At 37.7% G+C, this 23839-nt stretch carries 18 protein-coding genes; 9 read left to right on the top strand and 9 right to left on the bottom strand.

The annotated features are described in order from the left end of the window. Nucleotides 1–31: 31 nt before the first annotated feature. The 5 genes from I6J03_RS09080 to I6J03_RS09060 all read right to left on the bottom strand — a co-directional run bounded on the left by I6J03_RS09080 (nt 32) and on the right by I6J03_RS09060 (nt 6674). A complete protein-coding gene (locus I6J03_RS09080; protein ID WP_003009703.1) occupies nt 32–3295 on the bottom strand; it encodes a S41 family peptidase in 3264 nt (1087 codons plus the stop codon). 124 nt (nt 3296–3419) lie between these two features. Beyond that, on the bottom strand, nt 3420–4169 hold the full coding sequence (locus tag I6J03_RS09075; protein ID WP_003009700.1) for a zinc ribbon domain-containing protein: 750 nt from the start codon (nt 4167–4169) through the stop codon (nt 3420–3422). Beyond that, nucleotides 4169–5266 (bottom strand): Nif3-like dinuclear metal center hexameric protein, encoded by a 1098-nt coding sequence (locus I6J03_RS09070; RefSeq protein ID WP_003009698.1) that lies wholly within the window; start codon nt 5264–5266, stop codon nt 4169–4171. The genes I6J03_RS09075 and I6J03_RS09070 overlap by 1 nt, the downstream gene beginning before the upstream one ends. Before the next feature lie 45 nt (nt 5267–5311). Next, nucleotides 5312–5782: a hypothetical protein gene (locus I6J03_RS09065; RefSeq protein WP_003009696.1), complete on the bottom strand. Its 471-nt coding sequence runs from the start codon at nt 5780–5782 to the stop codon at nt 5312–5314. A gap of 181 nt (nt 5783–5963) precedes the next feature. Further along, nucleotides 5964–6674 (bottom strand): SAM-dependent methyltransferase, encoded by a 711-nt coding sequence (locus tag I6J03_RS09060; RefSeq protein ID WP_003009693.1) that lies wholly within the window; start codon nt 6672–6674, stop codon nt 5964–5966. A 202-nt stretch (nt 6675–6876) separates the two neighbouring features. On the opposite strand from I6J03_RS09060, the gene apaG reads away from it, so the two are divergent. The 5 genes from apaG to I6J03_RS09035 all read left to right on the top strand — a co-directional run bounded on the left by apaG (nt 6877) and on the right by I6J03_RS09035 (nt 13577). Beyond that, a complete protein-coding gene (gene apaG / locus I6J03_RS09055; RefSeq protein WP_003009688.1) occupies nt 6877–7263 on the top strand; it encodes a Co2+/Mg2+ efflux protein ApaG in 387 nt (128 codons plus the stop codon). A 100-nt stretch (nt 7264–7363) separates the two neighbouring features. Beyond that, the gene (locus tag I6J03_RS09050) at nt 7364–8029 is read left to right on the top strand and encodes an NAD(P)H-binding protein (RefSeq protein WP_003009685.1); all 666 of its coding nucleotides are present in this window, start codon (nt 7364–7366) and stop codon (nt 8027–8029) included. After that, nucleotides 8026–9888 (top strand): ABC-F family ATP-binding cassette domain-containing protein, encoded by a 1863-nt coding sequence (locus I6J03_RS09045; protein WP_003009682.1) that lies wholly within the window; start codon nt 8026–8028, stop codon nt 9886–9888. The genes I6J03_RS09050 and I6J03_RS09045 overlap by 4 nt, the downstream gene beginning before the upstream one ends. A 76-nt stretch (nt 9889–9964) precedes the next feature. Continuing rightward, on the top strand, nt 9965–11824 hold the full coding sequence (gene mnmG, locus I6J03_RS09040; RefSeq protein WP_003009678.1) for a tRNA uridine-5-carboxymethylaminomethyl(34) synthesis enzyme MnmG: 1860 nt from the start codon (nt 9965–9967) through the stop codon (nt 11822–11824). Nucleotides 11825–12023: 199 nt separating this feature from the next. After that, a complete protein-coding gene (locus I6J03_RS09035) occupies nt 12024–13577 on the top strand; it encodes an Ig-like domain-containing protein (protein WP_232279776.1) in 1554 nt (517 codons plus the stop codon). Here I6J03_RS09035 and I6J03_RS09030 read toward each other — a convergent pair. Beyond that, nucleotides 13574–14089: a gamma carbonic anhydrase family protein gene (locus I6J03_RS09030; protein WP_039990175.1), complete on the bottom strand. Its 516-nt coding sequence runs from the start codon at nt 14087–14089 to the stop codon at nt 13574–13576. The two genes, I6J03_RS09035 and I6J03_RS09030, sit on opposite strands and share 4 nt — an antisense overlap. A 7-nt stretch (nt 14090–14096) precedes the next feature. After that, a complete protein-coding gene (gene nadB / locus I6J03_RS09025) occupies nt 14097–15689 on the bottom strand; it encodes an L-aspartate oxidase (RefSeq protein WP_003009670.1) in 1593 nt (530 codons plus the stop codon). Between the two features lie 491 nt (nt 15690–16180). Between nadB and nadA the strand changes: the two genes are divergently transcribed. Beyond that, nucleotides 16181–17179: a quinolinate synthase NadA gene (gene nadA, locus I6J03_RS09020; protein WP_003009667.1), complete on the top strand. Its 999-nt coding sequence runs from the start codon at nt 16181–16183 to the stop codon at nt 17177–17179. Nucleotides 17180–17215: 36 nt separating this feature from the next. After that, nucleotides 17216–18256 carry a thiamine-phosphate kinase gene (gene thiL / locus I6J03_RS09015; RefSeq protein WP_003009664.1) on the top strand — a complete coding sequence of 347 codons (1041 nt, stop codon included), beginning with the start codon at nt 17216–17218 and terminating at the stop codon, nt 18254–18256. 54 nt (nt 18257–18310) lie between these two features. Here the strand turns inward: thiL and I6J03_RS09010 are convergent, their stop codons facing one another. After that, nucleotides 18311–19099 carry a segregation and condensation protein A gene (locus I6J03_RS09010; protein ID WP_003009661.1) on the bottom strand — a complete coding sequence of 263 codons (789 nt, stop codon included), beginning with the start codon at nt 19097–19099 and terminating at the stop codon, nt 18311–18313. 146 nt (nt 19100–19245) lie between these two features. On the opposite strand from I6J03_RS09010, the gene dxs reads away from it, so the two are divergent. Together dxs and dnaA are read left to right on the top strand one after the other, a co-directional pair. Beyond that, on the top strand, nt 19246–21174 hold the full coding sequence (gene dxs, locus I6J03_RS09005; protein ID WP_003009658.1) for a 1-deoxy-D-xylulose-5-phosphate synthase: 1929 nt from the start codon (nt 19246–19248) through the stop codon (nt 21172–21174). A gap of 382 nt (nt 21175–21556) precedes the next feature. Further along, nucleotides 21557–22984, top strand: coding sequence for a chromosomal replication initiator protein DnaA (gene dnaA / locus I6J03_RS09000; RefSeq protein WP_002998498.1), 1428 nt, complete (start codon nt 21557–21559; stop codon nt 22982–22984). Between the two features lie 253 nt (nt 22985–23237). On the opposite strand, the gene I6J03_RS08995 is transcribed toward dnaA, so the two are convergent. Next, nucleotides 23238–23720 carry a ribonuclease E domain-containing protein gene (locus I6J03_RS08995; protein ID WP_201694325.1) on the bottom strand — a complete coding sequence of 161 codons (483 nt, stop codon included), beginning with the start codon at nt 23718–23720 and terminating at the stop codon, nt 23238–23240. Nucleotides 23721–23839: the final 119 nt, after the last annotated feature.

Here is a 23839-nt window from a genome sequence, read left to right as displayed (position 1 = left end):
GATTAATCTTCAGCCCCCTTTCACTATTCTATTAATTTACTCTGACCGGATCTGCCGGTTTACGCATCTGCTGATACGGATATGTTTTCATCTCTTCCAACAAGATCTGTATAGTTTTCTCCAGTTGCGGATCACGTCCCTGTAGTACTTCTTTTGGTGTCTGCTCAACAAAAACGTCCGGAGCAACACCTTCATTTTCGATAATATAATTCCCTTTCAGATCAAATATTCCAAAGTTAGGAGAAGTTACTCTTCCGCCATCCAATAAAATAGGGTAACCGCTGATACCGACCAATATGCCCATAGTCGTACGACCAACCAGTTTCCCTAAACCTTTGTGGCGAAACATATAAGGCATCATATCCCCTCCTGAACCTGCATTTTCATTAATAATCATAGCTTTTGGCCCGTATATCCCATTTCCGGGTGTAGTAAAGCTCTTTCCGTCACGGATGCCCCAACCGGCGATCAGATCACGGGACAGCAAATCGATGACATAATCAGCTACCGATCCTCCGCCATTATTACGCTCATCCAGTAACAGTGCTTTCTTATCCATTTGAGCGAAATAGTATCTGTTGAATGAGGTATATCCCTCTGAACCGGTATTCGGCATATACACATATGCTATCTGGCCTTTACTCAGCTCGTCTGTGCGTTTTCTATTGCGCTCTACCCATTCCGTCTGACGTAAGTTTACTTCATCACTGAAAGGAATTGGTTTTACGACCACCTCCTTTGCGCCCACCAGGGATGGTTTACTATTCACCATAATGACAGTTTGCTTTCCGGCTGTCTGATTGAATAAACTGTAAATATTCATATCGGCAGTCAGCTCCACTCCGTTTACAGATACGATAAACATACCTTCCGAAACCTCTATACCCGGCTCAGCTAATGGTGCCTGCAGATCAGGATTCCACTCCATACGTGTATAGATCTTGCTTATCTGATAACGATTGTCTGTTATTTTATAATCCGCACCCAGCATTCCTACATTTACAGACGGAGTTCTTGGCTGGTCTCCCGGATAGATGTAACTGTGGCCTACAACCATTTCACCCATCATTTCATTCAAAAGATAAGACAGATCCGAGCGATGGTTTACGTAAGGCAGAAACTTTTCATATTTACGCTTTACGGCATTCCAATCTGCACCATGCATATTCTCTACATAGAAATATTCCTTTTCCATTGCCCACACTTCATTGAACACCTGCTTCCACTCAGCAGCAGGATCTACGAGCTGTTTGACATTATCTATCTTTAGCTTACCGTTATCAGGAATAGGCTTCTGGTTAGAATTCACAATAAAATATGATCCTCCTAAACTGTACATCAGTTTTTTACCATCTGCACTAACTTCAAATCCGCCCGCACCCTCAACAAATACTTTATCTTCCAGCTTCTTCAAATCATATCCTCCGATAGTACGTCCTCGCTGGTATAGCAACATATCTTCCACTCTTCCATCCAGTTTATAATAGCCTGCTGGTAATGGTAAAGCAACAATACGATTAGAAATCTGATCAAATTCAACCTTGATATTTTTGACCTTCGGTTCTTCCTTCTTATCCTCTTTTTCTTCTTTTTTCTTCTCTTCTTCCTTTTCTTTATCCTTACCAACAGCTTCTTCATCACTTTCCAGTTTAAACGGAGAAGGCGTGTCCTTAGCTAAAATAAAGGCATAAATCGTATAATTAGGAGAGCGCTCATAGGCGGACATATGTAAGCCCGAATTTGTCAGTCCGGTATTCGTACTGGCCGTAAAGAACAGATACTTTCCGTCTCTGCTGAAGGTCGGCTGATGCGTTTCAGACATGCCGTCCGTGATTTGCTGACTTTGCTTTGTATCCAGATTATACATAAATACTGCCGATACCGTATTTGGTAATGTTTTGATGTAAGAAATCCATTTAGAATCCGGAGACCATGACGGTTCAAAATAATTGCCGGTTCTGTTTGTATGCGATCCCAGAACATCATCATCAACTTTTGTTACCTTCTTCGTGTCAATATCTACATAATACAAGTTGAGATGAGCATCATTAAAGAATAGCTTTTTGCTGTCCGGAGACCAGATCGGATCAAAATAGAAGTAATAATCTCCCAGTGATATATAAATAGGGTCATTTTTGGCCATCTGATCTCTCAGCACCAATTCATATTTCCCTCTTGCATCTGACAGATAAGATATCCATTTTCCGTTAGGTGACCAATTCGGAAAACGCTCATGAGAGCCTGGTGAAGAGGATATATTTCTTGCATCACCTTTTTCTTTAGGTACAGTGAATATTTCACCTCTTGCTTCAAAAATTGCCCGCTGACCCGTAGGAGAGACATTCCAATTGCGGATACCTTCGGATATATTGGAATAATGCGGACGCTTATACGTGTTATCTGCAAATATCTGAACCGGAATATGAGCGGTCTTTTTGCTTTTAATATTGAAGGTATAGATCTTACCTTCAGCCTCATATATAAGATCATCACCAAAGCCGTTTAACGTCCGGATGTCATATTCCTTGCTATTCGTTAGTTTCTCTGTTTTCTTGGTTTTTGTATCGTAGCTGAAGATATTCACGATTTTATCTCTATCTGACAAGAAGTAAATTTTGTCCCCCAGCCATATGGGTTTAACATTATTACTTTTTTCACCCGGTATGATTTCGATATCATTTGTTTTATTATTGAAAATCCAGATCGAAGGCATACCTCCGCCTCTGTATCTTTTAAAAGCAACTACTTCGCGCTCTGTAGGATCTGAATTTTTTAAATAAGCCCAATAATTTCCGTCCGGAGAAGGGGAACCCTCAAAAGCTGTAGGCATAGGAAGAGCTTCATCTTTTCCTTTGTTTATATTGATCTTATAGAGTCTGGAACCCAATGAGTACTGAAATTCCTGTGTACTTGTAAAGTAGAGTTCCTGATTATTAATCCATCCTCTCATTACATCTGCTGCAGGATGATACGTAATTCGCTTAGGTTCACCTCCTGCGACAGAAATAGTATAAACATCTACATTACCATCATAATTACCTGTAAAAGCAATCTGCTTTCCGTCCGGTGAAAACATTGGATTTCTTTCTACATCGGGGTTGACGGTAAGTCTTTTGGGATTACTGCCGTCTCTCCCCGCGATCCAGATATCGCCTCCATATACAAAAGAGATGTGATTTTGACTGATGCTGGGATTTCTCAATAAGAGAGTTTCCTGTTGCTGTCCCTGAGCAGCTGTAGCTGAAAATACAGTGAGAATGATACTACTGAAATAGAATCTTAGCTTTTTATTCATAAAGTAGGAAATATGCTATTAAAATTTTGTTGTAAAACAGCATGAAGATACAGGTATGAAATCTGATTTACAAAAAAAGCGCTGACAATATCAGCGCTTTAACATTTTTTATCGTAAATGGAAATTACACCATTTCGCCTTCTACTTCCAGTAGGATTCCTTCGTCAACGATTACACGTCCGCAATGTTCACAAATAATGATTTTTTTGCGTTGGCGAATCTCAGATTGCATCTGCGCAGGGATCTTGTTGTGACATCCTGAACAGCTGTCGCGGTCAATAGAAACTACAGCCAAACCATTTTTGAATGAATTACGAAGTCTGTTGTAGACATTCATCAAACGCTCTTCAATGTTTTTCTCTGCTGCTTCAGCATTCTTCAATAACGTATCTTCCTCTTTTTGAGTTTCTGCCGTAATTGTATCCAGCTCTTTTCTTTTCCCTTCAAGCTCTGTTTTGTTGTAACCTAAGGTCTTTTCTGTGCTTTCGTATTGCTCAGTCTTGTTACGAATTTCGAACTCATATTCTTTGATTCGTTTTTCACACACCTGAATTTCTAAGCCCTGAATTTCGATCTCCTTAGTGATAGCATCATATTCACGATTGTTTTTAACTTCGTTCAGCTGACCTTCATATTTCTTGATGGCCCCCTGAGCGTCCTTAATCATGTTTTTGCGCTTTACGATAGAATCTTCCAATTCATCCAGGTCCGTTCTGATTTTCTCAATACGGGTTTCTAATCCTGCGATTTCATCTTCAAGATCAGCTACTTCGATAGGCAATTCACCTCTGATTTGACGAATTTTATCGACTTTAGTATGTATGGTTTGCAAAGACCATAATGCTTTCAATTTTTGTTCTACAGTTTGTTCCATTAACAGTAGTATTTTATTGGATTTGTGTCTGTTTCCGTTATTAGGACTGCAAAGTTAGCAAATTTATTCCGAATAATCTCTAACAATAATTCTTGCGTAAATTGTTCACTTTCAAAATGTCCCGTATCTGCAATGACGATCTGACCTTCAGCATCGAAAAACTCGTGATACTTATAATCAGCCGTCACAAAAAAATCTGCTCCTGATCTTTTTGCATCAGCAAGTAAAAAGCCGCCTGCACCTCCACATACCGCCACTCGAGACACTTCCTTTCCTCTCAATTCTGTATGACGAATAACTGTTAGATTGAGCTTTTCCTTCAAATACCGCAGAAAATCTATTTCACTCATTGGTTCGGATAAATTTCCTATCACTCCCGATCCTATTATCTGATAATTGTTTTGCAATGTAACAATATTATACGCAACCTCTTCATATGGATGGCTCGCATACATCGCTACAAGGATTTCACGCTCTTTTATTTGCGGATAAATGACCTCTATTTTAGTCTCTTCTACTCTTTCCTGCTGACCGATTTCACCAATAGCCGGATCAGCTCCTTCCAACGGTCTGAAAGTTCCGTATCCGGCACTGTTATAGCTGCACTGGTCGTAGTTACCAATATTCCCTGCACCTGCTTCAAAAAGAGCATCCCGGACAATCTCCACATGTGTCCGCGGAACATATACAACCAGCTTATTTAAAAGATTTTTCTTTTGCTTCAGTATAGCTGTATTCTCCAGATGGAGTTTCTCGGCAATTTTTGAACTGACTCCGCCAAAGATATTATCCAGATTGGTATGAATAGCATAAATAGCAATATTATTGCGGATGGCCTTGATAATCACACGCTCTACATAGTTGGATCCGGTAAACTTTTTCAAGCCCCCGAAGACAATAGGGTGGTGCGAGATAATGATATCACATCCTTCAGCAATAGCTTCATCTACGACTGCTTCGGTACAATCTAATGAAATTAATGCACGGTGAATCTCATCCCCCGGATTACCCACTAACAGACCGGAATTATCATAAGACTCCTGATAAGCCAAAGGAGCAATACTCTCTAAATAATTCGTTAATTCAAATATTTTCATTCGACTCTTATTTGCTTTACTTTATCAAAGAAAAGGAGCAATCCTTTATCCTTCATTAACCTCTTTTTCTACAAACTTATTGTGCTCTTTCAATAAAACTCTGTATTGATTGATTTTAACCCAATATGTAATGAAATAAATCAGGTTCATAATACCTGCAATAACAAGTATAAAGGGTGGAAAAGGAATATTAATGGAAAGAAATGTCCATGCATAGATCTGTCCTTCTTTACGTGTAGGATTTTCTTCAACCGGAATTTTACGGTCATAAAACTCGTTATTCAGGGAGTCGCATAGTCTGCGAGCCACCTCAAAGTGCCAGTAAATATTGAACAGTGGGACCGCTACAAACCAGGCCTGCGAAGGCAGGATATTCCTGTTTTCAGGAGCGATCAGATTTAATGTTTTCCGAATGGTATTGGCAAATAAAATCCAGCAAATCAGACGAACTGCAGAAGCTGCCAAAATAATGTACAGCATTTCCATCGTCATCTTATCAGGTGTAAACTCTAGCATTCTTAGTTTTGAATTTCTTCTTTAAATATAGGCTGAATTATTCAAAACTTGATATTTATGAATAATATTTAGCACACATCTGACAATTTAAAAACCTGTAAAAGGTTCTTTAGTTTTATTTTTATTATAAAAATCAGCTTAAAAGAGCATATTACAAACACATTTATCTATTTTCCATTCTTCAAAAATAAAGAAGGAAAATAGCGGGTTTTTTGTGAAAATCATCTTTTCTTTTCTTCCATTGATCTACTGTAAGTGTGAGAACAAATTCATCCTGTGCTGTAAGGTTACAAGCCACACATATTTTGGTTTGGGGCTTGCATACCTTTAGTAATTCTGCAAATAATGTATTGTTGCGGAAAGGCGTTTCTATAAAAATCTGCGTCTGCTTGTCTCTATAGGCCTGTGCTTCCAGATCTTTTATTTTACGGTTTCGATCCGATTTATCGATGGGAAGATATCCCTGAAATGCAAACTTCTGTCCGCTGAAACCTGAGGCCATTAACGCTAAAAGAATAGAACTTGGACCCACCAAAGGAACAACTTTTATACCTTTACTATGTGCTTCTGCAACAATATCTGCGCCCGGATCTGCTACTCCCGGACAACCTGCTTCAGACATTAATCCCACATTTTTGCCGGACATCAGCCCTCTAAAAAACTCTTGTTTGTTCCCCTGATCGCGGTTATGTTTTCCATAATCATGGATGATTAACTGTTGTTGCGGAATACTAAGTCCGGCCTGCTTCAAAAATTTGCGGGCAGTCTTTTCGTTTTCTACAATATATTCATCTAACGTATTGATGGTCTCTTGCAAATAGGGGGTATAGGAAGCCATTGCAGCATCGTCGCTCAATGGGACAGGAAGAAGATACAATATACCTTTTGACATATGCAAACCTAGTCATTTATGACGAATATGATCAGGTGAATATCAAATTTATCTTGCCCGTTATTATACCTTTACAGGCCGCAATTACCATTTAACAAACATTAACACGCTCTGCTTCAGGATTTTTTCATTTTTACGTAATTTTATCACATTCAGGGAGTTGTTCTTTGATAATTTATAAATTATATTAATATTTGCATTAATGGTATCTCAAATAACAGAAGGTGTAAAGATTTCGGTAGAGAGTATTTATCAACCGGAATATTCTAATCCTGAAAAGGAACATTTCATGTTTGCTTATCGTATTTCTATTGAAAATGTAGGGGATTATACAGTTCAGCTATTGCGTCGCCATTGGCAGATATTTGATGCTATAGGAGAACACAGAGAAGTAGAAGGAGATGGTGTCGTTGGAGAACAGCCAGTTATACAACCGGGAGAATCGCATCAATATGTCTCAGGTTGTAATCTTAAAAGCGAGATGGGCTATATGGAAGGTACATATCAGATGTCCCGTCAGTTAGACGGAGAGATTTTTTATGTAGAAATTCCCCGCTTTAATCTTATTGCTAATCATCGCTTAAATTAGACCGTATTATATACACTGTCATAAAGAAGTACAATTCTTAGCTTTCCTATAAATATTACTCACCTCAAACCCGTTTAATTCTGTATTTTTGTACCTTATTATGGATAAGACTGGCTATACCGCACTTGTTTTGGGCTCCACAGGCCTGATTGGCAGCTTTTTGGTTGATATGCTTTTGGATAATACACAGTATTCAACGGTATATGCTGTATCAAGAAGCCCGCTGCAGTTGCAACACCCCGGATTTATCAATATTGTAGCAGATGCGGATTCAATAGCTCATCACTTGGAAAATATAGCTGTTGATCACCTCTATTGCTGCCTGGGAAGTACCAAAAGTAAAACTCCTGATTTGTCCGCATATTATAAGATAGATCATGATTATCCCTTATCGGTAGCTCAGCAATTAAAAGATAAGGGGCTTTCTGCTGTATGTTTGGTATCGAGTATGGGGGCTAATGTATTATCCAATAATTTCTACCTCAAAATGAAAGGAGAGGTAGAACGGGATATAAAATCGCTTTCCATTGAAAGGACATTCATATTAAGACCCTCTTTATTATTGGGCAAACGTAAAGAAAACAGATTACTGGAGAAGATATCTTCAGCGGCTATGAGTATTATAAATTATTTCCTAATAGGAAAATTAAAAGATTACAAAAGTATAAAAGCAGCAGACGTTGCCAGCTCAATGATGCATGTATGTTTATCTGATATAACGGGGACACATATCTTCAAGACGGCAAAAATTAAAGAATTAGCGTGAGTATATTATCTACAGAACAGGTTAGTCATTCCTTCAATGACAGATGGCTATTCAAGGACATCCATTTTGGACTACAAAAGGGTGATCGCATAGCTCTTGTCGGAATCAACGGTACCGGCAAATCTACACTTCTCTCTATTTTAGCAGAAAAGGTAATTCCGACTTCCGGAAAGGTAGTAAAGGAAAAAGGAATTAAAATTGGTTTTCTTGCTCAGGACCCTGACTTTTCAGGATTACATTCTATCAATGATTTCATTTATAGTGCAGATAACGAACAGCAAACTTTAATCCGTCAGTATGAAGAACTGTTAAGCACAGATGAACCTGATCAGCAAAAACTGGAAGATCTTACTGAAAAATTATCCCTGCTCAATGCGTGGGAATATGAATACAATATCAAGACTATTTTAAACCGTCTTAATATTATTGATTTCACTCAACAGATAGATAATCTGTCAGGAGGTCAGAGAAAAAGACTGGCACTTGCAAAATTACTCATAGACGAACCTGATGTCTATATTTTAGATGAGCCTACGAATCATCTGGATATCGAGACTATTGAATGGTTAGAAAAGTTATTGACTACAGGAAATAAAACGGTACTGTTAGTGACACACGACCGTTACTTTCTGGATGGAGTTTGTACAGAAATCCGTGAACTTGACAGAGGAAACCTCCTTACATTCAAAGGCAACTACAGTTACTATCTGGAGAAAAAAGCAGAGCGCGAAGCCAATGATTCTTTACTGGTTGAAAAGAGTAGAAATCTGTTGCGTAAAGAATTAGAATGGATGCGCAGGCAACCTCAGGCACGGGGTACTAAATCCAAATCCAGAATTGAAGCCTACTATGATCTTGAAGAGAAATCTAAAGCAGCAAAGAAAAACGATATTGTACAACTGAGTGTAAAAGTAAGTCGCCAGGGATCCAAAATTCTGGAAATAGAAAATGCTTCTAAAAGTTTCGGTACAAAATGTATCATTGAAAATTTCAGCTATACTTTCAAAAAAGGAGATCGTATTGGTTTATCAGGTCGCAATGGTTCAGGAAAATCTACCTTCCTGAATTTAATCACCGGCATCGAAAAACCAACATCCGGAACAATCAGTGTAGGAGAGACCACAGTATACGGTTACTATAAACAAGGTGGTCTGGAATTCCAAAATAATGAACGGGTAATAGACGTAGTAAAGAATGTTGCTGAATATATTGAAATGGCCAAAGGTGAAGTAATCACCGCTTCACAATTATTGACACATTTCTTATTCCCTCCGGAGAAACAATTCGGCATGGTTGAAAAACTGAGTGGGGGAGAACGCAAGCGTTTACAACTTATGCGTGTACTCATGCGTAATCCAAATTTCCTGATTCTGGATGAGCCATCAAATGATCTTGACATAGATACGTTGAACGTATTAGAAGATTTCCTTGAAAAATATACCGGTGTGCTTCTTCTTGTTTCACACGATCGTTATCTGGTAGACAAACTAACTGATCAGCTTTTTATATTTGACGGAACAGGAAAGATCAACATCTATAACGGAAACTATGCAGACTTCAAAGCTGAACAAGACCTTTTGAACAAGCAACTCAAAGCGGGGAAAACAAATGTAAAACCTGTAGAAGTAAAAGAACAGCCAGGCAAGAAAAAACTAAGCTACAAAGAGCAAAAGGAATATGAAGATCTCGAAAAGGAAGTCACTTCTTTAGAACAGCAGATCGCAGAAAAGACAGAAGTGTTATCATCAACAACCGACCATATACAACTCGTAGAAATTGCTGAAGCTATAAAAACACTTGAATCAAAACTGGAAGAAAAAACGGAACGATGGTTATTATTAGCAGAACTTGCAGAATAATAAATAAGCGTTCCACGTGAAACTATAGATAAAATAATCGTGAAGCAGTGATTGTTCCACGTGAAACTAAAATAAAATGTTTAAGAAATATAACGTAATTGTAGTAGGTGCCGGTCATGCCGGATGTGAAGCAGCAGCAGCAGCAGCTAACCTGGGGTCGTCTGTATTATTGATTACCATGAATATGGGTGTCATCGCTCAGATGAGCTGTAATCCCGCTATAGGAGGTGTTGCAAAGGGGCAGATCGTAAGAGAGATCGATGCTATGGGCGGATACACGGGTATCATAGCAGATAAATCTACACTACAATTCAGAATGCTCAATCTGTCTAAAGGTCCTGCTATGTGGAGTCCGCGATCACAAAATGACAGAATGCGCTTTGCAGAAGAATGGAGAATGCAACTGGAAGCAATCCCGAATCTGGATATGTGGCAGGACACCGTAAAAGAAGTTATTGTAGAAGGCGATAAAGCAGCAGGAGTAATTACATCACTAGGGATACGAATAGAAGCTGATGCAGTAGTTCTGACAAACGGAACTTTCCTGAACGGGGTAATACATATAGGAGAAAAGAAATTCGGCGGAGGGCGCACAGGAGAGAAAGCAGCTACAGGTCTTACCGAACAACTGGTAAGTCTGGGTTTTGAATCCGGTAGAATGAAGACCGGAACGCCTCCTCGTATAGACGGCAGATCGCTCAATTATGAGCTAATGGAAGAGCAATGGGGAGATGAGAATAAAGGAAGATTTTCCTATACGGATGTACCTATTCCTACAGCACAAAGATGCTGCTGGATAACCTACACAAATGACAAAGTTCATGAAATGCTGAAAACAGGATTCGAAAGATCTCCAATGTTTACAGGAAGAATAAAAGGATTAGGTCCCCGATACTGCCCTTCCATAGAAGACAAAATAAACAGATTTGCGGAACGCGAAAGACATCAGATATTTGTAGAACCGGAAGGATTCAATACTGTAGAAATATACGTTAATGGGTTTTCAACTTCTCTTCCTGAAGATGTTCAGCAAAAAGCTTTGCAGCTGATACCCGGATTTGAAAATGCTAGAATGTACAGACCGGGATATGCAATTGAATATGATTTCTTTCCGCCCATGCAACTGGATCTGACACTTGAAACACTGCGTGTAAAACACCTGTTTTTTGCGGGTCAAATTAATGGAACAACAGGGTACGAAGAAGCAGGAGCACAGGGATTCATAGCAGGTATTAATGCTCACCAAAGAATAAATGATCTTCATGAGCTGACGCTAAAACGTTCAGAATCTTATATAGGTGTTCTGATAGATGACCTCGTCACAAAAGGTACTGAAGAACCTTACAGAATGTTTACATCCAGAGCAGAGCACCGCTTACTGTTACGTCAGGATAATGCAGATATTCGTCTTACACCTATGGCTTATAAACTGGGTCTTGTAGGAGAGGAGAGACTCAATAAAGTGAATGAAAAAATCAAAAATTCAGATGCTATTGTAGAGTACTTAAGACAAAACAGTGTGACAGCTGATCACATTAATCCGGTACTGGAAGAACTTAACTCTTCCCCGGTTTCACAAAAAACCAGAATGTTTAATATATTAAGCAGACCGCAGATTAATATTTATGATATCAAAAAAGCAGACAGCGATTTTGAAAGCTATCTTAACCAGTTTGACACAGAAACAATAGAGCAGGCAGAAATAAAAGTAAAATACGATAGCTACTTTGAAAAAGAAATGGAGATAGTCAACCGTATGAAAAAAATGGAAGATAAAGAGATCAATCCGAATTTTGATTACAATTCTCTAACTTCACTTTCAATAGAAGCAAGACAAAAATTATTAAAGGTCAAACCAAGAACACTGGGACAGGCTTCCCGTATTTCAGGTGTTTCACCAGCTGATATTAGTGTTTTAATGGTACATATGAGCTAAACTGTTGTAATTCAACACATTAGAAATAAAAAAATAAACTTAAAATAAAAGGATATAAGAAGATATTTTTAATTTTATGATACAAACATCCAAAAAAGATAAAAGTCGCTCAGAATCGATAAAAACCACTTTATTTCAAAAAGTGGTAATTTTCTCGTTTTTTTGTCTTCTTATTTTAAGTACTATCCAGTGCGCCAACATGCAACATCCTACAGGCGGACCAAAAGATTCACTTCCACCGAAAATATTAAGTGAACTTCCAAAAAATTATACCCGAAATTTCAAAGCCAAAAAAATCGTTTTGGAATTTGATGAGTATGTCAAACTCAACAGTCAGTTTAAAGAATTCAGTATATCTCCGGATGTAGATACTCAACCTGAATATAAAATCAAGAAAAAGAATCTTGAAATCACATTGCCCGATTCATTAGAGGAAAATACTACTTATACGATCCATTTTGGAAAAGGACTCGTCGACTATAATGAAGGTAATCCGCTTCCCAACTATTCGTATGTATTTGCTACAGGTAATGAGCTAGATTCTCTGTCCATATCCGGATCAGTTCTTAACGGTTATACAAAAAGTCTGGATATGAAGAATCAGGATAAAGATGTTATGGTAATTCTGATTCCTACACGCCAGGATAGCATATTCGGAAAGCGAAAAGCGAATATATTTACAGCTGTAGATACAGCCGGTAATTTCAAATTCAATAACCTGAGAGAAGATACATACCGAATATATGCATTGAAAGAGAAAAGCAGTAATCGCATATATGAAAGTACGGATGACTGGATAGGTTTTCTCAATGACAGCATCGTATTAAGGAAAGATACCAGTAATATTAAGTTGGAATTTACTAAACCCTATCCTGATAAATTCAGAACAGGTGAAAAGAAACTGGAAAAGGATGGGGGAATACAGTTAGTTTTTAACCGGCCATTACTTGACCCGGCTGTGAAAATATTATCTCCGCAGGAACTGGATGCATCCAAGTATATACGCTATGGTGTAAATAAAGATAGTGCCTTAATATACACTCAAAATACTGATTTTGATTCTCTTAAACTAGAGATACGTAATTATAATACAGTCATGGACACGGTATTGATAAAAAAAGGTGTAAATGTGAAGTTCGAAAAAGAAATTCTGCCGGTTCTAAATATCAGCAATAAAGTAGATAAGATTACCCACATCACTGTTACTTCTAAAATGCCTTTAGCGTCTATAGATAAGTCTAAAGTCAAACTAACGGAAGATAGCATTGCCAGGACTAATTTCCAATTACAAAAGGATACACTTAATGATCAGCTTTACCACATACGTTTCAACTGGAAGCCGAAGAGAAATTATACATTAGTATTAGAAGAAAAAGCCCTTACCGGATTATTCGGGGATCATAATAAGGAGTTCAAAACCAACTTTACACTGGATGAAAGCGAAAATTATGGAGATATAAACTTCAATTTTACCAATACAGACAGTACTATGCAATATGTGGTAGAACTTATTGATGACAAGAAAGAAAAAGTATTTAACAGGCAGATATTAGGGCCTAATAATACCATATCCTACAAGAAATTTCCGGGAGGCAAATATTCGTTACGTGTAATATTTGATGCCAACAGGAATGGAGTATGGGATCCTGCAGATGTAAAGACCAGAAAGCAGGCAGAGAACATATGGTATCTTAACAAGACATTTACGATACGTGCTAACTGGGAACAAAATGAAACAGTCAATATAAATTAACTGTTTTCAAACCAGGAACTATATAAAACATAATTATGCGGTAACTGATGCAACATTTCTCTTTGTTCATCAGTTATCGCTTTTATTTTTTTAGCAGGTACACCTGCATACAGATAGCCTGATTCACAAATGGTATTTTCGAGTACTACGGCTCCTGCCGCAATAATAACTTCACTCTCTACTACTGACTTATCCATAACAATGGCACCCATACCGATCAATACATAATCTTTGACTGTACAACCATGTACCATTGCCTGATGACCAATATTGACATAATTACCTATATCCGTTCCGTTTTTTTGGTACGTACAATGAATCACGGCACCATCTTGGATATTGGTATATGCTCCGATACGAATATAGTTTACGTCACCTCTGATCACAGCATTAAACCATACCGAACACTTATCCCCCATAACTACATCGCCTACAATGGTAGCATTAGGCGCTATAAAGCAATCTTCCGAATACCGGGGGTATTTATCCTTAACAGGTAATATAACAGCCATATACGTTCTAAAATATAGTGTCCATAAGTACATCAGCATGATAAGGATAATCCGTTGAATAATGCAATCCCCTGCTTTCTTTGCGATCCTGAGCTGACTTAATAACCAAAAATGCAACCTGAATCACATTTCTCAGTTCACAAAGCGGTACAGATAATTTGGTATGCTTATAAAACTCTTCCGTCTCATCGTATAAAAATCCCAGTCTTCTGAATGCACGATCCAACCTGAAGTCAGAACGCACTATCCCCACATAATCAGACATTACTTTTTGTGTCTCCCGAAGATTGTGAGAAACCAGGATATCCTCATTGGACAGACTGGTATTGGAATCATCCCAATCGGGTACATTATCTTGAAAATCAATATCTTCCAATTTCTCTGCAGCATCCAGCCAAATCCGGTGCGCATATACAGCCGCTTCCAGTAATGAATTGGAAGCCAATCTGTTAGCTCCATGAAGACCGGTAGAAGAACATTCTCCGCATGCATACAGATTATTAATAGTACTACGTCCGTATGAATCTACTAGGATCCCTCCGCACAGATAATGTGCCGCTGGAGAAACAGGAATATAATCCTTAGTCATATCCAACCCTATGGATAAACATTTCTCATAGATATTTGGAAAATGCGCTAAGATATCCTCCTTACTACGCATCGTAATATCAAGGTATACATAATCGATACCTGATCTTTTCATCTCAGCATCTATTGCTCTTGCCACGATATCACGCGGTGCCAACGAACCGCGTTCATCATACTCCTCCATAAAGGACTCACCTGAAACACGTCGCAGGATCCCGCCAAAACCCCGTACAGCCTCTGATACGAGAAATGCCGGATATTGACTCGGGTTATAAAGTGCTGTAGGATGAAACTGGATAAACTCCATATTACGTACTTTACCTTTCGCACGGTAGACCATAGCTATACCATCGCCTGTCGCTATAGTAGGATTAGTCGTACTGGAGTACACATGTCCCGCACCTCCGGAAGCCATTAAGGTAATCCGGCTCAAAATCTTTTCGATACGGTGATTCTTTGTATTCAGCGCATAGATACCAAAACATCTAATATCCTCGGATTTTTTATCCACAAATTCACCTAAATGGTGCTGTGTAATTAAATCTACTGCAAAATAATGCGTAAGTATCTCAATATTAGGATCCTGATGAACTTTAGCAAGCAAAGCACGTTCAATTTCATACCCTGTTATATCTTTATAGTGTAAAATACGGTGCTTGGAATGGCCACCTTCTTTTGCCAGATCATAACTGTTATCATCCACCTTATCGAAGTTAGTTCCGTATGCAATAAGCTCTGCAATACGTTCTGGTCCTTCCCTAACAACGTTTTCCACAATTTCTACATGGCATAATCCATCCCCAGCTATCTGAGTATCAAGTATATGCTTATCAAAGCTATCAGACTTATCCACAACGGCAGCTACCCCGCCCTGTGCATATTTGGTATTAGACTCATCTTCATTAGACTTAGTGACTATCAATACTTTACCTTTTTTTGCAGCCTTCAAAGCAAAGCTCAAACCAGCAATTCCGGAACCAATAATCAAAAAATCAACCTTGCGATCTCCCATAAATACTAATGCGTATTAAAAATCAAGTTTTTCAGATAACAAATTAACAAAATATGTGGATAACGTGTAGATAAATGGTGAATTAAAAATGAAAACTATTTTTTATTCCACATTTCCACAAAAAATCGAGCCATTGTGAACAAATTATAACCACAACTTTACCCCATTATTAACAAAATGTAAACAACAAACAATTCACACTGAAATATGGAAAACCAAAACAGACAATTTTCATATATCTGAAAATCAGCTCTATTTATAAACTTTAGATGTGAATAAATGTGGATAACTATGTCAAAAGTAACAATCGCAAATATAAATTCTCAAAACTTTCCCCATTTTCCACACACTAATAAACAATAAGTCTCCTTTTTATAAAAAGAGTTATTAATTATTGAAAAAAAGGAATGTGGATTTCGTTTCAAATTCTTTCGCTACTTTTGTGAAGTGATACCGTCTGAATCGTTGACTTAAATTTTATCAACACGGAAATGAATATTACTTATGAAAGAGATCTGGAAGCAAAAGGATACATAGATGTTGCTATTGATCCGACAATTGATCTCGTAGAAGAAATTAATCGCCTCAAAAAGGAAAAGAATGCTGTTATTCTGGCTCATTATTACCAAGAGTCTGAAATTCAGGATATTGCGGATTATATAGGCGATAGTTTGGGACTTTCTCAACAGGCTGCTAAGACAGATGCAGATGTGATTGTGTTTGCTGGTGTGCACTTTATGGCCGAAACGGCTAAGATATTATCTCCTTCAAAAAAGGTATTATTACCCGATCTGAAGGCAGGATGTTCATTATCAGATAGTTGTCCTCCTCATTTGTTTGCTAAGTTTAAAGAGAAATATCCTGATCACCTGGTGATAACGTATGTAAATTGTACAGCTGAGCTTAAAGCGCTATCAGACATCGTATGTACTTCCAGTAATGCGGTGCAGATCGTAGAAAGCCTTCCTGTGGATCAAAAAATAATTTTTGGTCCGGATCGCAATCTGGGTGCTTATGTTAAAAAGAAGACGGGCAGAGATCTGGTCTTGTGGAACGGTGCGTGTATGGTACATGAGATTTTTTCGCAGGATAAAATTGATGCTTTGCGCAGTGAATATCCGGATGCTAAATTTATTGCACATCCGGAGTGTGAAGATCATATTTTAGCAGGTGCCGATTATGTAGGATCTACTTCGGGTATGCTCAAATTTACAATGAATGATCCGTCGCAGGTTTATATCGTTGCTACTGAATCCGGTATTATTCATCAGATGCAAAAAGCGAGTCCCGAAAAGACTTTTATTCCGGCTCCTCCGAATAATGCATGTGCGTGCAACGATTGCCCGCATATGAAACTTAATACTTTAGAAAAACTTTACAACTGTCTCAAGTTTGAATCTCCTGAAATTACACTTCCGGAGGACGTCATTATACGGGCTCAAAAGCCAATTGAACGTATGCTGGAGATTTCGGAAAGATTAGGCTTGTAAGTCTAACTGATATATTTTTTAATTTAACATTATATAATGTTTGAAAATACAGAAAGAACAAATCTGGATCAGATGGGTGAATTTGGTTTAATTGAACACTTAACCAAACATGTGGAACTGAACGAAAAGTCTACAATAAAAGGAATAGGGGATGATGCAGCTGTATTGGATTTTTCGAATAAGAAAACACTTATTTCTACCGACTTATTGTTAGAAGGAATTCATTTTGATCTGCGTTATGTTCCGCTTAAACACCTGGGGTATAAAGCTGTACAGGTAAATCTGAGTGATATATATGCGATGAATGGTATAGCCTCTCAGATCACTTTTTCAATAGGATTATCATCTAAATTTCCTTTAGAAGCAGTTGAAGAGATCTATGAAGGAGCATTAATTGCCTGTAAAAAATTCAATGTAGATCTTGTAGGCGGAGATACTTCAGCTTCTGCTCAGGGATTAATTATCTCTGTAACGAGTATAGGATACGCAGATGAAGACAGAATAGCTTATCGTTCGGGTGCTCAGGAAGGTGATCTTCTGTGTGTGTCGGGAGATCTTGGAGCTGCCTATGTAGGATTACAGATTTTGGAGCGTGAAAAACAGGTCTTTTTAGATAATCCCAATATTCAGCCGGATCTGGAGGGTAAAGATTATATCATCGAACGTCAGCTGAAGCCGGAGGCCCGTAGGGATATTGTTCAATTATTAGACAGTCTGGATATCAAACCCAATGCTATGATAGACATATCCGATGGTCTGGCTTCTGAGATTATACATATCTGTAAACAGTCTGATAAAGGATGTAAATTATATGAAGACAAAATTCCGTTGGATCAGATGACATATGATACTGCCCGTGAATTTGGTTTAGATCCTACAGTTTGTGCACTAAACGGAGGCGAAGATTATGAATTGTTGTTTACAGTTCCGCAGTCTTCATATGATAAACTTAGAAATCTGCCTGATATAACAGTTATCGGATACATTACAGAGCCAAATGCTGGGTATGAAATGATTTCCAAATCCGGAAATGTATATCCTTTAACAGCTCAGGGTTGGAATGCTTTTAAAAAGTAAAGTATTGATTACTATAGAAAAAAAGCAGCTGTTTCACATGAAACAGCTGCTTTTTTAATTCTCTTCCATTTCCAGTACTACCGGATCAGGTAAATTCGGATCTTTTTTTTCGACCCAAAAATTATTGTATCCAAATCCTACCTCAATCTCTAATAAGCGTTGCTGCAGCATTTCGAGAATGGCTAAAAAATTATAGACGAAATGAACCTTGTTTTCTGAACTCTTTCGGATACTGTTAAAATCCAGTTTCTCATTCATTTCTATTAATTCTTTAATTACTCTTTTTTGTTGTTCTATGGTATACGGATATTTAACAACAGTATGTTTGACTTCCTGTACCCGATTAGAATAATGGTACATCATACGTTCATATACCATCATCAGTTTATAAAGATCGAATGAGGATAATTCTTCTCCTTCCTGTACCGGTCGGTTAGTGTTTTTCAGATCATAACCTATATTTCCTCTTAAATGGTACCTGACACGGTTTTCTTCAAGTCCTTTTAAATCTTCACAAATATTTTTGAACTGTTTATAGAGTATCAGTTTCTGTACCAGTTCCTTTTTAAGATCTATTTCATTTTCATTTTCATCCAGATCAGGACGAGGTAAAAGCATTTTAGCTTTGATACGCATGAGGGTAGAAGCTACAAATATAAACTCACTGGCGAGTTCTATATTCAAAGCCTGCATCTTTTGGATATAATCCAGAAAATCATCTGTAATTTTAGAGATAGCTATATCATGGATATTCAATTCATCACGCTCAATAAAAAACAACAGCAGATCAAACGGACCTTCAAACTGGTCTAACTTAATTTCGTAACCCTCACTTGCAATCATAGTTTCAAAAATACATAATTATAAAAAATTATTAATAAATTAGTTTATTATAGAACCTATGTAAACCATAACAATTACGAATTGTTATATGATTTATGTAAATAAAAAATTGTTACTTTGTATCTTATTTTGAAATCGTAAAAACTATGCAGGTAGAGGCTGGAGAACTATTGCAAAAAATAAACTTTCCTTCAGATCTTAAGAAATTAAAGGAAGAAGATTTATTGCAGGTATGTAAAGAGCTTAGACAATATATAATTGATATTGTCTCCGAGAACGGAGGGCATTTTGCAGCAAGTTTAGGGGTGGTAGAATTAACTGTTGCCCTTCATTACGTGTTAAATACACCTTATGATCAATTGATATGGGATGTGGGCCATCAGGCCTATGGTCATAAGATATTGACGGGCAGAAGAGATGTCTTTGATACAAACCGGTTACTAAATGGTATTTCGGGTTTTCCAAACCGAAATGAAAGTGAGTATGATACATTTGGTGTAGGTCACTCTTCTACATCTATATCAGCAGCTCTTGGTATGGCTGTAGCTTCTCATTATAAAGGAGAAGAAGACAGACAGCATGTAGCTGTAATAGGAGATGGAGCACTGACTGCCGGATTAGCCTTTGAAGCGCTGAATCATGCCGGAATAGAGAAATCTAATTTACTGGTTATTCTAAATGATAATTGCATGTCCATCGATCCGAATGTAGGAGCGATGAAGGAATATCTGACCAGTATAACGACGTCTAAACGTTACAACAGATTCAGAGATGATCTGGCTGCTGTACTTTCCAAAATATCAGAGGTTGGACCGGATGCACTGGGTATAGCTAAGAAGCTTGAACGGGGAATCAAGGGATCTCTGCTGAAGAATGCAAACCTTTTTGAATCTTTAAATTTCAGATATTTTGGTCCTGTAGATGGTCATGATGTCAAGAAACTGGCCAAAACACTGGAAGATCTTAAACATATTCCGGGACCAAAACTGTTACATTGTGTTACAGTAAAAGGAAAAGGCTACGCTTTGGCTGAGAAAGATCAGACACTGTGGCATGCACCGGGCCTTTTTGATAAGATCACAGGGGAGATTAAGAAATCTGTTTCTGATAAACCTGTTGCGCCCAAATATCAGGATGTATTCGGACATACATTAGTGGAACTGGCTGAAAATAATAAAAAAATAATGGGAATTACTCCCGCTATGCCGTCAGGATCTTCTATGAATATCATGATGAAAGCCATGCCTACCCGTGCCTTTGATGTGGGAATAGCTGAACAGCATGCTGTTACATTCAGTGCAGGACTGGCTACACAGGGATTACTTCCTTTTTGTAATATCTACTCTTCATTTATGCAACGGGCGTATGACCAGGTTATTCATGATGTGGCCTTACAAAACCTGAATGTAGTATTCTGTCTGGATCGCGCAGGTGTAGCAGGTGCAGATGGTCCTACACATCATGGAGCATACGATCTAGCTTATATGCGTTGTATACCTAATATGACTGTGTCTGCTCCTATGAATGAAGAAGAACTTCGTAATCTGATGTATACGGCACAATTGGAGAATAAAGGACCATTTGTGATCCGTTATCCTCGCGGTGCAGGGGTAATGCCGGATTGGAAAAGACCATTTAAAGAAATAGAAATAGGAAAAGGCCGTAAAGTATCGGACGGAGAAGAGGTTGCTATATTAAGCATTGGCAGTATAGGTAATGAAGCGGTAAAAGCCATTCGTGTATTGAATGAAGAAGGTATTTATCCGGCACATTACGATTTACGATTTGTCAAGCCTTTGGATAAAGAATTGTTACACGAGGTCTTCCGTAAATATAAAAAAGTGATCACTGTAGAAGATGGTTGTTTGCAGGGAGGAATGGGGTCTGCAGTACTCGAATTTATGGTAGATAATGGTTATCAATCTCATGTTGTTCGTCTTGGTATTCCGGATCAGATTGTAGAGCACGGTGAGCAAAAAGAGCTTTGGAATTTGTGTCATTATGATGCGGAAGCCATTGCAGAGCAGTGCCGAAAATTATCCACTATACGTAAAACAGATTCTCTTGTCGGATAGATAGACTATATTGTATTAAAATTTAAAAAAGGAGTTGAAATTTTCAACTCCTTTTTTATGCTTTATCCCTATAAAACTATCAGAAAATTTGCCACGATTTTAAAACATAGTTTTCCACATTGATTTTTTAAATTCAATAAAAGTTACTAAATTGGGGGTATCGAGTCCATCGTAATAGCAGATGTTGAAAACTAAAATTTTGCCTGTGAATTTTAGTAAAAAACGTATAAAAAATGACTTAAGTAATTGTTTATTAATACGTTGTGTATTTTTTTACTTTTTAATTTTTTAGCTGAATTTTTTTTGCCATCTTCGTTTTAAGAGAAAGTTATGAACAATTTTTTGGTCAGATATTGTAAATCAAGTTATTAACAATTTTAGAATGGAAAAAACGTACACAAGTGTTTGGAATAGTTGTCTTCAGATTATCAAAGACAATATACCTGCGCAAAGTTTCAAGACTTGGTTTGAACCGGTGAAAGCGGTGAAACTTGATGAGAACGTTTTAACTATTCAGGTGCCGAGCTTATTTTTTTACGAGTGGCTTGAGGAACATTATGTAGGTATCTTACGTAAAACGGTCAAAAAATTTTTGGGAGAACAGGGAAGGTTGGAATATAATATTGTGGTGGAGAAATCTTCAACCAATATTCCATATACAACCAATATTCCATCCAATGGAAACGGTGCAGAAGGGAAGCGTCAATCGATCCCGGTGCCGGTCAATTTGAATAAGAATATTAAGAATCCGTTTGTTATTCCGGGATTGAAGAAATTACAGGTCGATCCGCAGTTGAATCAGCATTATACTTTTGATAATTTTATCGAAGGAGAGTGTAACAGACTGGCAAGATCTGCAGGGTTTGCAGTAGCAAATAAACCCGGAGGAACCTCTTTTAATCCTTTGATGTTATACGGAGATGTAGGGTTAGGTAAAACCCATTTATCCCAGGCCATCGGAAATGAGATCAAGCGTAATCTGCCGGATAAGTTGGTTATCTATGTATCCTGTGAAAAATTCTGTCAGCAGTTTGTAGATTCATTAAAGAACAATACAATCAATGACTTTGTGAATTTTTATCAGGCAATGGATGTCATCATCATGGATGATGTACACAATTTTGCCGGTAAGGAGAAGACCCAGGACATTTTCTTCCATATCTTTAATCATCTTCATCAGTCGGGTAAACAGATTATTCTGACTTCTGATAAGGCGCCTAAAGATCTGGCAGGATTGGAAGAACGATTATTAAGTCGTTTTAAATGGGGATTGTCCGCGGATATACAAGTTCCGGATCTGGAGACAAGGATGGCAATCCTGAAGAAAAAAATGTATTCTGATGGTATTGAATTGCCAGAGAATGTAGTAGAGTATGTGGCGCATCAGATTGATAACAGTGTCCGTGAATTAGAAGGAGCTATGGTTTCATTATTGGCGCAATCTACCCTTAACAAAAAGGAGATTGACCTGAACCTGGCTAAGTCTATGCTGAAAAACTTTGTGAAGAACACCAGTAAGGAAATTTCAATGGAATACATACAGAAACTGGTATGTGAGTATTTTGAAGTTCCGGTAGAAATGGTGAAATCAAAAGTTAGGAAACGTGAAATCGTACAAGCGCGTCAGATCTCTATGTATCTTGCAAAGAATCATACTAAATCTTCTTTGAAATCTATCGGTAACTTCTTTGGCGGACGGGATCACTCTACAGTGATATATGCCTGCCAGACAGTAGAAGATCTGATAGAAACAGACAAGAAGTTTAAAACGTATGTACAGGATATCCTGAAGAAGTTAAAAGCATCGTAACAATCAAAATTTTGAACGTAAAAAGGGAAGCAACATAATTGCTTCCCTTTTTTGTTTATGACCTCTTTATTCATATAAACATTTAGTCATGGGTATTCTGTTACCATATTCTTTGATTACATTATAAGTGTGGATATAATTGATATAGTAAGTTTTATGCTTAATAGAACGTTTACTATAAAAAGAAAGGAGCCTTGTTTTTCAACAAGACCCCTTAATTGCTAATTTATGAAACCTATTATTGCTTTCCTAATTATTGTGCCGGCTGAGCAGGTTGCTCAGTTGGTTGTTCAGTCGGCTGAGTTTGTTCTACTGGTTGTGCTGGCTCAACCGGCTCAGTAGTGGATGGCTCAGTTGCAGGTACTTCTACAGGAGCTGATTCAGGAATTGTTACCGGAGCTCTCTCGGCTACAATTTTTTCAAAAAGTGGCTTTTGCTCATCTGTCAATACCTCAATGATTTTGGCATCAGTCTGTGCCTGAAGTTTTGCGATCTGCTCTGCTTTAGATTCTTTAGATGCTGTGTTATCTGCTAATAATGCTTGTTCTGCTTTTGCATATTCCAGAGTTGCATTATATACAGTTGGTTGCTGCTCTTCTGTCAATGTAAGTTGTTGAGTCAATACAGTAACAACTTGTTTTGCATTATCTTCTGGTGACTGGGTTTGTTGCGCTTGCGCAAATGTTAATCCTAATGCTAAGAAAAATCCGATACCTGTTAAAATTAATTTTTTCATCTTGTTAAAATTTATACGTTTAAAACTCAATTATTAAATTCTTTACATTAATAACTGCTTTTTGACAGAGCTTAGTATATGATTGTATCAGGTTTGTTACTTTTTAACATTACTTAACA

This window comes from Sphingobacterium spiritivorum (assembly GCF_016724845.1).
Lineage (GTDB): Bacteria > Bacteroidota > Bacteroidia > Sphingobacteriales > Sphingobacteriaceae > Sphingobacterium > Sphingobacterium spiritivorum_A.
Note: the sequence above shows the minus strand (reverse complement) of the source record. Positions and strands in the feature narration are given on the sequence as shown.

What these genes read in the sequence shown, in the direction of transcription:
- I6J03_RS09070 (WP_003009698.1), bottom strand. Translation starts at nt 5,266, where the DNA reads ATGAAAATATTTGAATTAACGAATTATTTAGAGAGTATTGCTCCTTTG.
- apaG (WP_003009688.1), top strand. Translation starts at nt 6,877, where the DNA reads ATGGTATCTCAAATAACAGAAGGTGTAAAGATTTCGGTAGAGAGTATT.
- nadA (WP_003009667.1), top strand. Translation starts at nt 16,181, where the DNA reads ATGAATATTACTTATGAAAGAGATCTGGAAGCAAAAGGATACATAGAT.
- I6J03_RS09075 (WP_003009700.1), bottom strand. Translation starts at nt 4,169, where the DNA reads ATGGAACAAACTGTAGAACAAAAATTGAAAGCATTATGGTCTTTGCAA.
- mnmG (WP_003009678.1), top strand. Translation starts at nt 9,965, where the DNA reads ATGTTTAAGAAATATAACGTAATTGTAGTAGGTGCCGGTCATGCCGGA.
- nadB (WP_003009670.1), bottom strand. Translation starts at nt 15,689, where the DNA reads ATGGGAGATCGCAAGGTTGATTTTTTGATTATTGGTTCCGGAATTGCT.
- dxs (WP_003009658.1), top strand. Translation starts at nt 19,246, where the DNA reads ATGCAGGTAGAGGCTGGAGAACTATTGCAAAAAATAAACTTTCCTTCA.
- I6J03_RS09060 (WP_003009693.1), bottom strand. Translation starts at nt 6,674, where the DNA reads ATGTCAAAAGGTATATTGTATCTTCTTCCTGTCCCATTGAGCGACGAT.
- I6J03_RS09030 (WP_039990175.1), bottom strand. Translation starts at nt 14,089, where the DNA reads ATGGCTGTTATATTACCTGTTAAGGATAAATACCCCCGGTATTCGGAA.
- I6J03_RS09050 (WP_003009685.1), top strand. Translation starts at nt 7,364, where the DNA reads ATGGATAAGACTGGCTATACCGCACTTGTTTTGGGCTCCACAGGCCTG.
- I6J03_RS09080 (WP_003009703.1), bottom strand. Translation starts at nt 3,295, where the DNA reads ATGAATAAAAAGCTAAGATTCTATTTCAGTAGTATCATTCTCACTGTA.
- I6J03_RS09035 (WP_232279776.1), top strand. Translation starts at nt 12,024, where the DNA reads ATGCAACATCCTACAGGCGGACCAAAAGATTCACTTCCACCGAAAATA.
- I6J03_RS09065 (WP_003009696.1), bottom strand. Translation starts at nt 5,782, where the DNA reads ATGCTAGAGTTTACACCTGATAAGATGACGATGGAAATGCTGTACATT.
- I6J03_RS09010 (WP_003009661.1), bottom strand. Translation starts at nt 19,099, where the DNA reads ATGATTGCAAGTGAGGGTTACGAAATTAAGTTAGACCAGTTTGAAGGT.
- I6J03_RS08995 (WP_201694325.1), bottom strand. Translation starts at nt 23,720, where the DNA reads ATGAAAAAATTAATTTTAACAGGTATCGGATTTTTCTTAGCATTAGGA.
- dnaA (WP_002998498.1), top strand. Translation starts at nt 21,557, where the DNA reads ATGGAAAAAACGTACACAAGTGTTTGGAATAGTTGTCTTCAGATTATC.
- thiL (WP_003009664.1), top strand. Translation starts at nt 17,216, where the DNA reads ATGTTTGAAAATACAGAAAGAACAAATCTGGATCAGATGGGTGAATTT.